This window comes from Thiobacillus denitrificans DSM 12475 (assembly GCF_000376425.1).
Taxonomy (GTDB): domain Bacteria; phylum Pseudomonadota; class Gammaproteobacteria; order Burkholderiales; family Thiobacillaceae; genus Thiobacillus; species Thiobacillus denitrificans.
The window spans coordinates 127218-142369 of the sequence record NZ_AQWL01000007.1 but is presented as its reverse complement, the minus strand read 5'-3'; the positions used below and the strand labels follow the sequence as shown (position 1 = coordinate 142369).

Annotated in this window: 15 protein-coding genes; 14 read left to right on the top strand and 1 reads right to left on the bottom strand. The window is 61.0% G+C overall.

What is annotated here, in order from left to right; genetic code table 11:
- Nucleotides 1-33 precede the first annotated feature (33 nt).
- Nucleotides 34-378 carry a TusE/DsrC/DsvC family sulfur relay protein gene (locus tag B059_RS0112630; protein ID WP_018078622.1) on the bottom strand — a complete coding sequence of 115 codons (345 nt, stop codon included), beginning with the start codon at nucleotides 376-378 and terminating at the stop codon, nucleotides 34-36.
- A 623-nt stretch (nucleotides 379-1001) separates the two neighbouring features.
- Here B059_RS0112630 and cysB point away from each other — a divergent pair.
- The 14 genes from cysB (at nucleotide 1002) to B059_RS0112555 (ending at nucleotide 15045) form a co-directional block, all read left to right on the top strand.
- Complete coding sequence (gene cysB / locus B059_RS0112620) at nucleotides 1002-1976, top strand: HTH-type transcriptional regulator CysB (protein WP_018078620.1); 975 nt, start codon at nucleotides 1002-1004, stop codon at nucleotides 1974-1976.
- 394 nt (nucleotides 1977-2370) lie between these two features.
- Nucleotides 2371-3759 carry a methanethiol oxidase gene (gene mtoX / locus B059_RS0112615; protein ID WP_018078619.1) on the top strand — a complete coding sequence of 463 codons (1389 nt, stop codon included), beginning with the start codon at nucleotides 2371-2373 and terminating at the stop codon, nucleotides 3757-3759.
- A 16-nt stretch (nucleotides 3760-3775) separates the two neighbouring features.
- Entirely contained in the window at nucleotides 3776-4552 is a 777-nt protein-coding gene (locus B059_RS19030) for an SCO family protein (RefSeq protein WP_081601623.1), read from the top strand.
- Nucleotides 4549-5745, top strand: coding sequence for a cytochrome-c peroxidase (locus B059_RS19025; protein ID WP_051068514.1), 1197 nt, complete (start codon nucleotides 4549-4551; stop codon nucleotides 5743-5745). Before B059_RS19030 ends, B059_RS19025 begins: the two co-directional genes overlap by 4 nt.
- A gap of 126 nt (nucleotides 5746-5871) precedes the next feature.
- Nucleotides 5872-6405: a formaldehyde-activating enzyme gene (gene fae / locus B059_RS0112600; RefSeq protein WP_018078618.1), complete on the top strand. Its 534-nt coding sequence runs from the start codon at nucleotides 5872-5874 to the stop codon at nucleotides 6403-6405.
- A 141-nt stretch (nucleotides 6406-6546) separates the two neighbouring features.
- A complete protein-coding gene (locus tag B059_RS0112595; protein WP_026177512.1) occupies nucleotides 6547-6729 on the top strand; it encodes a (4Fe-4S)-binding protein in 183 nt (60 codons plus the stop codon).
- Between the two features lie 209 nt (nucleotides 6730-6938).
- Nucleotides 6939-7217: a Nif11-like leader peptide family natural product precursor gene (locus B059_RS19020; RefSeq protein ID WP_018078616.1), complete on the top strand. Its 279-nt coding sequence runs from the start codon at nucleotides 6939-6941 to the stop codon at nucleotides 7215-7217.
- A gap of 11 nt (nucleotides 7218-7228) precedes the next feature.
- Entirely contained in the window at nucleotides 7229-7531 is a 303-nt protein-coding gene (locus B059_RS0112585) for a hypothetical protein (RefSeq protein ID WP_018078615.1), read from the top strand.
- Between the two features lie 107 nt (nucleotides 7532-7638).
- Entirely contained in the window at nucleotides 7639-8850 is a 1212-nt protein-coding gene (locus B059_RS0112580) for an acyl-CoA dehydrogenase family protein (protein WP_018078614.1), read from the top strand.
- Nucleotides 8851-8862: 12 nt separating this feature from the next.
- On the top strand, nucleotides 8863-11334 hold the full coding sequence (locus tag B059_RS0112575) for a PAS domain S-box protein (protein ID WP_018078613.1): 2472 nt from the start codon (nucleotides 8863-8865) through the stop codon (nucleotides 11332-11334).
- Nucleotides 11312-11938: a response regulator transcription factor gene (locus tag B059_RS0112570; RefSeq protein WP_026177510.1), complete on the top strand. Its 627-nt coding sequence runs from the start codon at nucleotides 11312-11314 to the stop codon at nucleotides 11936-11938. The genes B059_RS0112575 and B059_RS0112570 overlap by 23 nt, the downstream gene beginning before the upstream one ends.
- Nucleotides 11939-12174: 236 nt before the next feature.
- Nucleotides 12175-13455: a fatty acid desaturase gene (locus tag B059_RS0112565; RefSeq protein WP_018078611.1), complete on the top strand. Its 1281-nt coding sequence runs from the start codon at nucleotides 12175-12177 to the stop codon at nucleotides 13453-13455.
- Nucleotides 13456-13524: 69 nt separating this feature from the next.
- Nucleotides 13525-13917, top strand: a complete 393-nt coding sequence (locus B059_RS0112560) for a group I truncated hemoglobin (protein ID WP_018078610.1) — start codon at nucleotides 13525-13527, stop codon at nucleotides 13915-13917.
- Nucleotides 13918-13980: 63 nt separating this feature from the next.
- Nucleotides 13981-15045, top strand: coding sequence for an NADH:ubiquinone reductase (Na(+)-transporting) subunit F (locus tag B059_RS0112555; RefSeq protein ID WP_018078609.1), 1065 nt, complete (start codon nucleotides 13981-13983; stop codon nucleotides 15043-15045).
- Nucleotides 15046-15152: the final 107 nt, after the last annotated feature.

The window sequence follows — 15152 nt, the reverse complement described above, 5'->3', positions numbered from 1 at the left end:
GCGATCAGGCTCGGCCGCCGGCCAGAAGGTGAGTCAGTTCATATAGGCGGAGGCTTCCGCCCCGGGATTGGGCAGACCGGCTACGCGCCATAGGCTCTTGCAACCCAGAAACAGCTTGTGGGCCTTGTGGCGATCCAGACCGGTTGAGCGGCAGACCAGGCGCATTACCGGCAAGCTACCGAGCGCGAAATAACGGTTGCGTACGTGGTTGATGACTTGCCAGTGTTGTGGGGTAAGTACAGGAATGCCCTCCTCCAATGCGATGCGCTCCGCCAATTGACTGCTCCATAAGGGGGGTTTCGCAAAATAACCGTCTGCATCGAACCATTCGGAAATATCGTCTGCAAAGGGCTGCAGCAGGGTCAGGGCGGCATTCATGGCGCAATTCCTTGTCGGTAATCGGATTTGCAGATTAACGAGCCAGCGTGGCGCAGTAAAATCATCATTGATCATGGCTTCATGACTGAAAGCTATGGCCGCAAAAAGACGTGTGCCATGTTTCGATCCTGCCTGCCTGCCATGTCGTCAGAAGATGATCAGACGCCGGGATGGTGGCACCGGAAGTCGCCAGACCGGTGAGAACTTCTTGCTGAAGCCTGGGAGCACTCAGGCAGGAACGCCCACGACAGGCAATTTTTCCGTCCCTCTCCCTGGCCCAAAGCCATCGCCGACAGCAGCCTGCGCGGCATAAAATCCGGCATTAAACTTGCTTGTCAAAACGATAGGCGAGCGATCAGCCGTGCCTGCGACGGGGCAGTCAACGATCCGGCCAAAAGACACCGGCAGGCGCCCAATTAGATGTGCTCGATCCAGGCGGAGAACGTCCGCGTCGACTCATCCACGATCACGCCCCTGATGGCTGACGCTATCCGCGACCGTTCCGGGCACCGGCTCATGGTGAAGAATGCCCCCTTGCCTGGCTGACGCATTGCAAATTTTTCCCCGGCGCCAGGCGTATTCATGCGGGGCCGGCTTGCCATTGTCATCCAGAGGAATGTCTCATGCAGCTACAGCAACTGCGCTATCTCCTAGCCTTGGCCCGCAGCGGGTTCAATGTCACCAGCGCGGCCGAGCGGCTTTTCAAGTCGCAGCCCAGCTTGAGCAAACAACTCCGTTTGCTTGAGGAAGAGCTGGGCGTGCCCCTGTTCGAGCGCGCAGGACGCCAGCTTACCGGGTTTACCACAGCAGGGCGGGCGGTCATGGAACTGGCGGAATGCACACTCGCCAACGTGGAGGCTATCCGTCGGGTGTCACTCGAATTCAGTAATCCGGGGAGCGGTGAACTGTCCATCGCCACGACCCATACCCAGGCCCGCTATGTGCTGCCTCCTGTCATCCGCGCCTTCCGGCGCATCTATCCGGAACTGAGCCTGCATCTGCATCAGGGTAGTCCGGCCCAGATCGCGGAAATGGCAGCCAGTGGCGGGGTCGACTTTGCCATCGCCACAGAATCCCTGCATCTCTTCGATGAACTGATCATGTTGCCTTGTTATCGCTGGAACCGCGCTGTAGTGGTACCAGGAGGGCACGCCCTGGAGAAGGTTGCGCCATTGACGCTGGAGGCAGTGGCCGAATACCCCATTCTTACTTATGTGTTCGGTTTCACCGGCCGCTCCCGCATCAACGATGCTTTCCAGCAACGCGGGCTTGCGCCCCGTGTGGCACTGACCGCCACCGATGCGGATGTGATCAAGACTTACATCCGTCTAGGGCTGGGGGTGGGTATTCTGGCCGAGATGGCGCAGGATGAAGGCCTTGATAGCGACCTCAGCTTTCTGGATGCCAGCTTCCTGTTCGAGCCCAGTATCACCCGCATCGGTTTCCGCAAAGGCCTGTTCCTGCGCGCCTGTCATTACGACTTCATCAGGATTTTTTCCGGTCACCTGTCACGGGAAGTGGTAGACCAGGCCACGAAGGCCAGTACGCCCGCCGAGCGGGACGAGTTGTTCGCGGCTTTGGCCATTCGGGATTACTAGTCTACGTTACCGTTATGGCTTCATGGGCCTATCCTGACAGGCGTATTGCCATCGAATCGCCATAGCGCGATTCATTTCATATGGTCAGTTGAAGACCTGACCGCCGCGTGACCCGAAGACGAGACACATTGTCACATTGTCCCGAATCGTTCAGTTCAACCCGACCAAGGGTTAACCCCTACCCGCACACGTAACATGATCATTCATCGGTAAATAAATATAGGGAAAATCCTTAAAAAAACACGGAACATTCTGATTTTTATATAAAATAATTCCTGGAGCGAATGTTGCTTTATATGGGCTGCGAACTTCACTCCAGCCGCCCGATGATGGGTCAAGGAGCGTTGCGCTTGTACGTTTTCCAGTTCAAAGGCTTAGGTTTAAGGAGACTGATATGTCCAAATGTAACAACCGCTTCTCTCTGCAGGCCCTGGTGGCCGCCGTTTCTGCCACTGTCGCTTTGGGCGTTGTCGCCCTGCCCAGCCTCTCGCATGCCGACGAGACCTGCAACTCGCCCTTCACCCCGCTGATCAAGGGACAGGAAGACCTCGTCTACGTGTGGACACTGGGCGTGGAAGGCATCGGCGACGGTTCCGACAAGCTCGTCACCGTCGACGTCCGCCCCGGTTCCAAGACCTTCGGCAAGGTCATTGCCTCTCTCTCCACGGGCGACCGCGGCGAAGCGCACCACATGGGCTTCACCGACGACCGCCGCTACATGTGGGCAGGTGCGCTCGATTCGAACAAAATCTTCATCTTCGATATTCACAGCACCCCTGCCAAGCCAAAGCTGGTCAAGACGATCACCGACTTCGCCGAGAAGACCGGTTTCGTCGGCCCGCACACCTTCTACGCCCTGCCGGGCCGCATGCTGATCCAGGCGCTGTCCAACACCAAGGACCACGGCGGCCGCACCGGTCTGGTCGTCTACAACAACGACGGCGAGCTGATCAACACGATCGACATGCCGACCGGCACCTTCAAGGGCGTGTACGCCGACGGCTACGGCTACGATCTGGGCATCAACCCGCAGCAGAACGTGCTGTTGACCTCCAGCTTCACCGGCTGGAACAACTACATGATGGACATGGGCAAGCTGGTCAAGGACCCCGAGGCGATGAAGCATTTCGGCAAGACCATGGCGATCTGGGACGCCAAGACCCTGAAGCCGAAGAAGGTCTTCGAAGTACCGGGTGCGCCGCTGGAAATCCGCTGGTCGCTGAAGGAGGGCGACAACTGGGCCGTCACCGCGGCTGCGCTGACCGGCAAGCTGTGGGTCGTCAAGCAGGACAGCAGCAAGGAATGGCAGGCCTACGACGTGGGCACCATCCAGACCGAAAGCCCCGTTCCATTGCCCGTCGACATCTCGCTCAGTGCCGACGGCAAGGGCTTGTGGGCCAACACCTTCCTGGATGGCGTGACACAGTACTGGGATTTCTCCGATCCCATGAAACCGAAGATGATCTACAAGAAAAAAATTGCCTCACAGGTCAATATGGTGTCGCAATCCTTCGACGGCAAGCGTGTGTATTTCACCACTTCGCTGCTCGGCAACTGGGACAAGAAGGGCAAGGGTGATGACCAGCTCCTGAAGATGTATAACTGGGATGGCAAGAAACTTGCCGAAGTGTTCTCGATCGATTTCTACAAGGAAAAGCTCGGTCGTGCTCACCACATGAAGTTCCAGGCGATCAACCTGAAAGAGCTGCAGCCTCTCCAGGCCAGGCTCGACGGTGCAAGCACGCAGGGCAAGCTTGCATTGACCGATCTGTTGAGCAAATAAACACCCAGAGGTTGTCATGTCATACCAGAGTGCCAATATCGTGATACGGGCACTCCCCCCCCCCTCGCGGGGGGGGGGAGTTTTCAAGTCTCTTTTGTCTCTGCTGTTTCCGCTTTCCCTGGCCTGCGCCTCTCTGCCTAGCCATGCGGCCGCCGTCCCGGTCAAAGACCCCAATGCAAGCGGCGAACTGATTTTCGATTACGAAACCCATCCGCCGGGAACCTATACCCTGCAAAAAATCCAGCACGCCGCCAGCGGCCAGGTTCTGGATACCGAAGGCCGCGTCCGTGCACTCGCCGATTCCTTTGGCAGCGGCAAGGTCACCCTGTTGTCTTTCATTTACTCCAGTTGCGCCGATCCCAACGGCTGCCCCTACGCCTATACGGTGTTCCACCTGATCAAGAGCCGGATGGAACGCGAGCAACCCCAGCTCACCGGTAAAACCCGGCTCGTCAGTCTCTCGTTCGATCCCGAGCGGGATACGCCCGAAGTGCTCAAGCTCTATGCCGGCGCGGATGCGAACGCCGCAAAGGGTATGCAGTGGGATTTTCTGACGACGGCCTCGCTGCGCGAACTGATTCCCATCCTGGACGCATACCGGCAGGATGTGTATTTCGATCTCGATCCCAAAACCGGGCAACCGCTTGGGACCATGAGCCACGTATTGAAGGTCTTCCTGATAGATCGCGCCGGAGATGTGCGCGAAATCTATACAGCTTCATACTTGAACCCGGACGTCGTTTACAACGACATTCTGACTCTCCTTCTCGAAGACGGGGCAGCACTGAAATGAAGAACATCTTTTTGATCGGACTCGCGGGCGCGGGTCTATTGCTCCCGCTCGCCATCTCGGCCGACACCCCCGTCAACCCGACGCCTCCACTGGGCCTGCCCCCGCTGTTCATTCCCGAGGCCAACCCGCTGACCCAGGAAAAGATCGATCTGGGCCGGAAACTCTTCATGGATCGCCGCCTGTCGCACAACAACGTCATGTCGTGCGCCATGTGCCATGTCCCCGAACAGGGTTTCACCTCGCACGAACTGGGAGCCGCCATCGGTCTGCAGGGACGCAGCCTTCGCCGGAACTCGCCCGCCATATACAACGTCGGCTACCAGCGCAGCCTGTTCCATGAAGGCCGCGAACTCCATCTCGAGGATCAGGTCTGGGCACCGCTGCTCGCCAAGAACGAGATGAACATGCCGTCCATCGGCTACGTCGTCGAGAAGATCAAGATGATGCCCGAATACAAAGGGCGGTTCGAGGCCGCTTTCGGCGGCGAAGCGACGGCCGAGCGCATCGGATTCGCCCTGGCGAGCTACCAGCGCGCCATGGTGTCGGGAAATTCCCGCTTCGACCGCTGGTATTACGGCGGCGAGAAGAATGCGCTCAACGCCAGGGAGCAGCGAGGATTCGAAGTATTCCGCGGCAAGGGAAGCTGCATCGCCTGCCATACCGTCGGGGAGAAGCACGCCCTCTTCACCGACCACAAGTTCTACAACACGGGACACGGCTGGCAACGCAGCATGGCTCCGGTAAGGACCACTTACAAAGTACAGCTTGCGCCGGGGGTGTTCGTGGACGTAAGCGACGAACAACTGGACGACTTCGAGAAACCGCTGCCCGACGTCGGACGCTACGAGGTCACGCTCGATCCCAAGGATCGCTGGGCGTACAAGACCCCCTCCCTGCGCAACGTCGCCATCACCGCACCCTACATGCACGATGGCGCTTTCTCCACCCTGGAGGCGGTCGTCGAGTTCTACAATAAGGGCGGCGTGGACAACCCCGACAAATCTCCCCTGATCTTTCCGCTCAATCTGACGGAAGAAGAAAAGGCGGATCTCGTCGCGTTCATGAAGACCCTGACCGGAGACAATATCGACGCGCTGGCGCGCGACGCTCGACGGGCGCGCGAGAACTATCCCGTACCGAAGCAGGATCCAAACGATTTCTACATGGAGAGCATCGGCAACAGCCGTCCCTGAACGGCGGCAACCAGCTCGGCTCACCCAGAAGCCTTTGCGCCTCGCGCCCGAACCGCACCGCGTCCGCCGCCCCAATAGCCGCGGCCCATTTTCTCCGATGCCCCACCCATTTTGAAAGGAACCCCCTTGAACAAAATCGTTTTCAAATCCGGCGAAGCCACCGTCCTGGCCAGCGAAGGCCAGTACACCGACGCCATGCCTGAAATCCTTATCGGCAGTGTGGATGGCCCCGTAGGGCACGCCTTCGCCAACATGATGGGGCAGACCGCCGGCCATACCCGCATGTTCGCCATCCGCGCCTGCAATCAGCAAGTGCGTCCCGCCACGCTGATGGTGCCCAAGGTCACCATGAAAAGCATGGCCTACGTGGATCTGTTCGGCGGCACCGTGCAGGCCGCCACTGCCGACGCCGTGCTGGACTGCGTCATCGACGGCATTCTGCCGCGGGATCAGATCAACGAGCTGTGCATCGTCAGCCTGGTGTGGATCGACCCCCGCTGTGCCACCGACCCCAAGCTGGACCACAAGGATCTCTACCGCACCAACTACGAAGCCACCAAACTGGCGATCAAGCGCGCCCTTAACGACGAGCCATCCATCGACGAACTCATCGCCAACCGCCACACGATTACTCACGACATGTACGATCCGGCCGCCTGAGTTCAGCGCCGCCCACGTAGAATCCCGTGGCGGCCAGGTACTTCCCCCACTAGGCATTCCCCCGCCCAGAATCAAGAATGCAGGCGGTGCCCGACGATGGTCGGGGATCCCTTCCATTCACCCGAGAAAGAGGCAAACACCATGAAAGTTATTTGGGACGACCAGGCCTGCTGCCACAGCGGCAATTGCGTAAAAACCCTGCCTGAAGTATTCAAAGTGGAAAACGGCCAATTCCTGATCGAGCCGCAAAACGCCAGCGAGGAGCAGGTGCGGCAGGTGGTGGCCGCCTGCCCGGCCAAGGCGCTGCGCGTCGAGGCTGGCTGACCCTGGAGACACCTCGGCCATGCGTAATTGTACGCATGGCCGGGCGTAGACATTCGGCTTATCTTGAACGCGCGAGGCCGGTAGAGTCTTCCCCACATCCCCGCAACCCGGGGATTGCCGCATCGGGTTCGCCCGCGCGGACGGGATCGAGCCTGCAGGATCAAATGGGCTCGGTTGTACTGTAAATCTGGGGTACACAGGAGATCGATATGCTCAAAACCGCGATGGAACGGGACCAGATGGCCCGTCCGTTCGAACAATCCATCAAGCAGTTTGGCGAGGCCGTGATGAACGACCAGAGCCTGTTAGCCAGGCTGGATCAGACTCCGGACAAAGAGAGCTTCATACAGCTCTATCGCAGCCTCGCAGCGGACCGGGGCATCCATTTCACGCGGGACGATCTACTCATTGCCGTCCAGGAGCAGAAACAGGGCAGCAACTGGGTCATCCCCAGGGCGGTGCTGCTCATGATCGCAGACCGATTTTAAGGGGAAGAAACATGAGCGACGAAATCAAGACCAATGCCGGCCGCGTGGTGGGCCACTGGGACGGCCAGCAAGCCACCCAGCTGATGTCCGAACTGGCCAATATCCGGCAACAGATGCTCAAGGAAGGCAGCGAGGATAAACTCATTGCCCGGGAAATGCCGCACCGCGATCAACTTCCGGAAGATTTGCACAGTTTCAAGGCTTATCATATCTGGGGTTGCGACGCCGGTGGCAACTGCGTAGTGGGTACCAATGCAAACCGTATTGAGTCGATACAAAAAGTACGGAGCTTCTCGCTCATCGAGCATCATTGATTGCGAGCGGCACCTTCACCTCGACCCCTTGAACGGGCCGGAGTGAAGGTATTGGACCGGCAACCCCAACTCGCCGCCCGGCGCGGCCTCATGCAGGAGGACTGCCCATGCAGGTGAAATCGACACGTAACCGGATTGCCGACAGGGCATCGACAGGCGTCGGACAAAATCTGGAAGCCCTGCTGCACAAGTCTCAGGAGATTGCCCGGGAGGTGGTCGCACCAGCTACCGAAGCGGTGGACCGCGACGCGCGCTGGCCGGAGGCCGGTATTCGCGCGCTGCAGCAGGCGGGACTCGGCGGTCTGGTGGTGCCTGCGGCCTATGGCGGCAAAGGCCACGGCCTGCTGGCACTGGCCCGGGTGTGCGAAGTACTGGGTCAGGAATGCGCCTCCACCGCCATCTGCTTCGGCATGCACAGCGTGGGCGCATCGGTGATCTCAGCCCATGCCACCCCGGACCAGCAGGCCCGTTTTCTGGCCCCCATTTGCGAAGGCAGGCACATCACCACCCTGTCCTTGAGCGAGGCGGGCACCGGTGCTCATTTCTACCTGCCCCAGACCAGCCTGGAATCCCTGAATCCCGAGCGCTACAGCCTGACCGGGACCAAGACCTTCGTCACCAACGGCGGCCACGCGGATTCCTATGTAGTGTCGGCGGTGGCAGCAGATCCGGACGCGCCGGCGGGGCAGTTCTCCTGCATCGTGGTGCCCGCCGACGCATCCGGCCTGCAATGGGGCCAGCCCTGGGATGGTCTCGGGATGCGCGGCAATTCCTCGCGCTCCATGGAGCTGCATGGAGTGGAGGTGCCGCACAGCAACCTGCTGGGCAAGGAAGGCGACCAGATCTGGTACATCTTCAACGTGGTGACGCCCTACTTCCTGATGGCCATGGCGGGCACCTTCCTGGGCGTGGCCACCACCGCCCTGGAGGAGGCACGCAAGCACCTCATGCGCCGCTATCACGCCCATACCGGTTCCAGCCTGGCCCAGACCCCGGTGCTGCAGCATCGTCTCGGCACCCTGTGGGGCATGCTCGAACGCACCCGCAGGCTCACCTACCACGCCGCTGCCAGCTTCGATGCCGGCGAGCCCGACGCCCTGATGGCGGTGATGGCAGCCAAGGTGGAGGTGGCCGACTGCGCCGTGGCGATGGTCAATGAGGCCATGACCCTGTGCGGCGGCATCGGATACCGCAGCGGTTCGCGCCTGCACCGGCTGCTACGGGATGCCCGCGCCGCCCATCTCATGTCCCCCACCACCGATATCCTGCGCGTATGGATCGGTCGGGCGCTGATGGGCCAGCCTCTACTCACGGACTGAGTCCGACAGGCCATGACCGCGTCGCTGCCCGAGATTCCCGGACTGGTCAGCCTGGTAGGGGTGGATCGGGCGCTGGCCCGGCTGCTGAAAAACCAGCTGTGCCCGGCACTGACGGTGGAAGACCTGAACGACCAGAACAAGCTGTTCCTCCACATGGAAGGCGGCGGCCTGCCGGTGGACGCAGTGGTCCTGGGAATGACCCTGGAAGACCCGGTGCGGGTAGCCCAGCGCATCCACGTGCACGACAAACATATCCCCATCCTCATTCTCAGCCACCCCGCTGATTGCGATCAGCTCAAACGCACCCTCATGTTCAGCCCGTTTCTGGGCAACGAGGTGACGCCCTGGCCCACCGACGAAGTGGACGGCCTGCCCGCGATCCTGCGTCAGGCGGCCGAGCGGCGGCGCCTGCGCATCCGCTATCAGAACGCCCTGTCTTCCTCCCAGATCCGTCTTGAAAAGCTGCCCCTGCTGCAGCCCGAGGCATCCCACTACCTGGATCAGTTGCTCGACCACGCGCCCATCGGCGTGGTGACCGTGGACCAGGCCGGCGCAATCCTCACGCTCAACCGGCAGGCCCAGGACACGCTGCGCGTTGCGGAACGTGGCGCACTGGGGCGGCTGCTGAGCGATCTATTCCCGATCGCCGAACGGGAACGGCTGTGCGCCCTGCTGGGCCGCTGCGCGCCGCACGTCCCCCGCCCCGCAGCCGAGGTATTCGAGTTCCATGCCGCCAACGGCACGCCCCGTTTCGTGGAAACAGGCTGCACCCCCCTGACTTACCGTACCGGCCAGCGCGGCATCATGCTCATCATGCAGGACGTCACCGACCGCATACGGGCAGAGCAGGAGCGCCGCCGGGCCGAGGACGAACTGCGCCTGCACGCTACCGTGCTGCGCGGTTTTCACGAGATCAGCTCGAATCGCTCGCTGACCCTGGAAGAAAAGCTCAATCGCCTGCTCAAGCTGGGATGCGAGCAGTTCGGCCTGCCCATCGGCATCCTCTCTCAGGTCAACGGCGACATATTCAGAGTGCTGGATTCGGTGGGTGGAGAAGAACTGTTTCCCGTAGGCAGCACCCGCGAACTAAAACAGACCTATTGCGGCGGCACTGTGCTCTCCAGCGAGCCGGTGGCCCTGGAACATGCCGGGATCAGCGAATGGCGCGGCCACCCCAACCATACCCGGAGCGGGCTGGAGGCCTACATCGGGGTGCGCGTCCAGGTCGAGAACGAGCTCTACGGCACCCTCTGTTTCGCCAGCCCCAGCCCACGTCCCAAACCCTTCAGTTCTGCCGACCGCGAGATCCTCAAGCTCATGTCCCAGTGGGTGGGCAGCGAGCTGCGCCGGGAACGGGCCGATGCCCATATGCGCAAGCTGTCGGGGGCGCTGGAGCAGGCCGCCGACGCCGTCATCATCACCGACCGCGAACGTTTCATCGAATATGTGAACCCGGCTTTCGAAACCCTCACCGGCTACCGGGAGGAGGAAGTGATCGGACAAAAAACCTATTTCCTGCGTTCGGGCCTGCACGACAACAAATTCTACGATGCGTTGTGGCAGGTCATTGGCACAGGCGGCGTATACCGAGGCACGCTCGTCAACCGCAAGAAGGACGGGAGCCTGTACCATGAATCGAAAACCATCAGCCCCCTCAAGGACGATCAGGGACGCATCACCCATTTCATTTCCACCGGACACGACATCACCGAACTGGTCAGGGCCGAGGAGCAAGACCGCCAGCACCGTGCCGAACTGGCACATGTGGCGCGCCTAAGCACCCTGGGCGAAATGACCTCGGGCCTGGCCCACGAATTGAATCAGCCCCTGTGCGCCATCACTACCTACGCCCAGACCGCCCTGCGCGTCCTCACGGATGCGGACGGCAGTGCGGAGCGGGCACGCTACGGCCTGGAACAGGTAGTGCGCCAGGCCGAACTGGCCAGCGAGATTTTCCGGCGCCTGCGTCATTTTGCCCGCAAGGGCGACATGAACCGCCGTCGAGTCTGCCTGAAGGAAGTGATACAGGAAGTGGCCGGATTCATCCATGCCGACGCCCAGCACAGTGGCGTGAAGGTCGAGCTGGCGGTGGCCCGCAACCTGCCCAGGGTGCTGGCCGACCCGATCCAGATCGAACAGGTGCTGCTCAACCTGGCGCGCAACGCCATAGACGCCATGGCTGGCGTCGAGGAACCGCGCCGGCAGCTCCTGATCAAGGCCCGCCGCCAAGGCAGGCGAGGGGTACGGATGGAGATTCACGACCGCGGACGGGGTTGCACACAAGAGGTAGCGGACCGTCTGTTCGAGCCCTTCTTCACCACCAAGCCCGACGGCCTGGGCATCGGTCTCGGCATCAGCCAAAGCATCATCGAGGCCCACAACGGTCGGCTCTGGCTCGAAGGCAGTTCCGACCAGGGCGCCACCTTCTGTTTCACCCTGCCAGGCGATGAGGATCAAGCGCATGCAATCCCTTCCTCCGATTAAGCCCATGGTCCACGTGGTGGACGACAACCCCGCGGTACGCGACGCCATCCGCTGGCTGGTGGAACAGGTCGGCCTGAGCGCCCGCACCTATGCCACGGCCCAGGAATTCCTGTCGGCCTGCAATCCCGGCATGCGCGGCTGCCTGGTACTGGACATCCGCATGCCCGGCATCAGCGGCCTGGAACTGCAGGACCAGCTGCAGGAGCAAGGCGTCCATCTGCCGGTGATCATCATCACCGGGCACGGCGACGTGCCCGTCGCCGTGCGGGCCATGAAGGCCGGCGCACTGGAATTCCTGCAGAAGCCTTTCAACGACCAGGCCCTGCTGGATGCCATCCATGCCGCGCTGAAAAAATATCATGCGATCTGGGAACAGCAGGACCAGTGCGACCACACCACGCGCAACCTGTCCACGTTGACCCCGCGCGAACAGGAAGTGCTGGATCTGCTGCGCCACGGCAAGCCCAACAAGGTCATCGCCTACAAACTGGGGCTATCGGTACGCACCGTGGAGGGCTATCGCGCCCGCATCATGGAAAAAATGGGCGCGCACTCCCTTGGGCAGCTCATCGAGATGGTCGTGCAGGCCGTACCGAAAGGCTGAGAGGCATCGACGCCGCCCGCACGGCCTGACCCGTCCACCGCTGCAAACCCCGCCGCCCCGCAATCGGACGGCTTTCCGGATAGCCCGTAAAACCACGTATCCATCCGTAGTACTGCGGATTTTCCCGCCTGTTGTTTCGCCTTATAAATACGCCACAGACGGACTGTGCCATTCCATCGGGACAGCACGGACTGTCTCGATTCCAACCGCTTTCAAAAACGAAAAGGAGCAAGAGCATGCGCAATTTGATTCTTGGACATCTTGTCTATCTCTACACCCCATTGGGCATCCTTGCCTGCCTCTTGGGCGTACTCATGGGTGGGGACTGGGTTTGGCTGGGTGTGGGGATTTTCGGCATGAACATCATGCTGGACACCCTGAGTTCGGCTTTCCATACCAAGGGCGCGGCTACAAACGGAAAAGGCCAGCCCGTCGGCTCACCTGCTTTCCTTAATCTGATGATGTACACCCAGCTGATCAGCTTCATCATCCTGCAGATCGCGCTTGCCTGGCGCGTGTACCAGTACGCGTCCGGCGCTCCCATTGAGACCATGACGTGGAATGGATACGAATACCAGAGCGGTCTCACCGGCCTGCAACTGATCGGCGCCACCCTGTCCGTGGGCATGCATCAGGGCCTGGGTATCATCTTCGGGCATGAGCTGGCTCATACCAAGGGGTTCAGCTTCCTCATCTCGCGCGCGATGATGGCGCTGTCGGGCACCGCCCATTTCTGCTTCGCCCACGTCTACAACCACCACCTGGAACTCGGACGCTCCTGGCTGGGTCCCGAGGGCAACAAGATGGGGGATGACACCGACCCCGCTACCGCGCCCCGCGGCCGCAGCCTGTACAAGCACTTCCTGATTTCCCATATCGGCCAGTCCTATTTCGGCATCCTGACCGAGAAGAAGCGCCTCAAGCGGATGGGCAAATCCTTCCTCTCGTTCTCCAATCGCTGGATCCGTGGTTACCTCCTGAGCCTCCCCACCGTGGCCCTGTTTCTCGGCGCTGGCTACCTGGGGGCAGGCGTGAGTGGCCTGCTGATCGGCCTGGCCGTCATGCTGGTGGTGTGGGTGATCTCCAACTTCGAGCTGGAGGCCCTCAACTACATGGAGCACTACGGTCTGATCCGGGTCAAGGGCGAGCCCATCGAATATCGCCATTCCTGGGACAACGACAATGCCTTCACCAGCTGGGCCTTCATCGAAATCGGCCGCCAGGCGGATCACCATGACCGTGGCGAAACCCATTTCTGGGAACTGACCAGCGTGGGCACCCCGTCCTCTCCGAATGGCGCACCCAATGCCCGCATCGGCTACTACAGCGAGTTCGTCCTGGCCCTGATTCCGCCCCTGTGGCACGCGGTCTACAAGAAGAAACTGGCTATCTGGGACCGCGATTTCGCCAGCCCGGAAGAGCGCAAGATCGCCGCCGCGATCAACCGCAAGGTAGGTTACGAAGTGCCGCCCGAGGCGATCAGCGGTCAGAAGCTGGAAGTCAACTACGCCATGTAATCCCCGCGCCATCGGCGCGACTTCAGGCGGCCGGAATGGTCCGGCCGCCCAGAACCCAAGGAGAACGAGATGAACGCACCTACCGAAACCGCCCTGCAACAGGACACCGCCACCCTCTACGAGCGCCTGGGCAGCCGCCCCGGAATCGAGGCCATCGTCGAGGACATCTGGAACAACCACGTGAGCAATCCGCTGGTCAACAAGCGCTACGCCAATAGCGACCCGGCCACGGTCAAGCGCCTGGTCACCGAAATGTGCTGCGCCGGATTCGGCGGTCCCGAGACCTACACCGGCAGGGACATGATCACCACCCACAAGGGCATGAACATCAACGACACCGAATTCGTGGCTGTCTGCGACGATGTGCTCAAGGCCCTGGACAAGCACAACGTGGGCAAGCGGGAACGCGACGAAGTCCTGTGCATCCTGTACTCCCTCAAGGGCGACGTGGTTTATCAGTAAGGCAACCGGGCATCGCCCGGCTGTGCGCCAGGCGATGCTCCTTTTTGTAGAAGGAGTCGCGACATGTTCGGATTGTTCGCCCGCAAAGGGCCTTTTACCGCCAGGCTGTCACCCGGTGGCCAGAGTGTCGTGGTCAAGGCTGGCGACAATCTCCTCAAGGCCGCGCTCGACGCCGGCCTGCCCTGGCCCCACAACTGCCGTGTGGGTTCCTGCGGCCAGTGCCGCTCCCGCCTGATCAGCGGCAAGATCAAACCCCTCAACGATTTCAGCTACGTCCTGGACGAGAAGGAACTGGATGCGGGCATGATCCTGGCCTGCCAGACCTGCTTGCGCAGCGACGTCGAGATCGAGGTGCGCATGGAGGAAAATCAGGCCCTGTCACCCGCCAAAAGTGTGACCGGCGACATCGCCCTGTCGAGCGTCCTGACCCATGACATCCTCGAAATCCGGGTGCGTCTGGATGAGCCGCTGCCCGCCTATCTGCCGGGCCAGTACGCCGAGCTTTCCATTCCCGGCGTGATCGAGAAGGCGCGTTCCTATTCCTTCGCAAGCGCGCCCGGTGATGCCCCCGTGGATCAGGTCAGCTTTTTCATTCGCCATGTCCCCGGTGGACAGATGTCCTCCTGGCTGCACGAAACCAACCGCGAAGGCACCAAGGTTGCCGTCAACGGCCCGTTCGGCAGTTTCTGGCTGCGCGAATCGGAGGCGCCCATGCTGTGCATCGCCGGAGGCAGCGGCCTGGCACCCGTCAAGGCCCTGCTGGAACAGGTTTCCATGCAGGGATTCGGGCGCCGGGTAACCTTCGTGTTCGGTGCCCGCACCCAGAACGACCTGTATTGCCTGGACGATATTCAGCACATCAAGGCCAGGGGCAACGGCCATTTCAATTTCATCCCGGTCTTGTCGCAAGAGCCGGAGGACAGCGACTGGCCAGGATTGCGCGGACGCTGCACCGACATCCTCCCGTCCATCGCTCCCGATCTGGCCAGCAGCCATGCCTATCTGTGCGGCCCGCCCGGCATGATCGACAGCGCCATAGCGCAGCTTACCGAGGCTGGCGTGCAGAGCGAACACATCTATTACGACAAATTCCTGGATGCCTCCCATATGCCTGGCGGCCGGACCTGAATGTCATGTGCGATCGACAAAACAACCAGCCTCGCGGAATGTCCTGCCCATGGCGGGTCGTTTTTCGAATGGCCGTTTTGTCGCCGGAGTCCGCAATGAAATCCTCT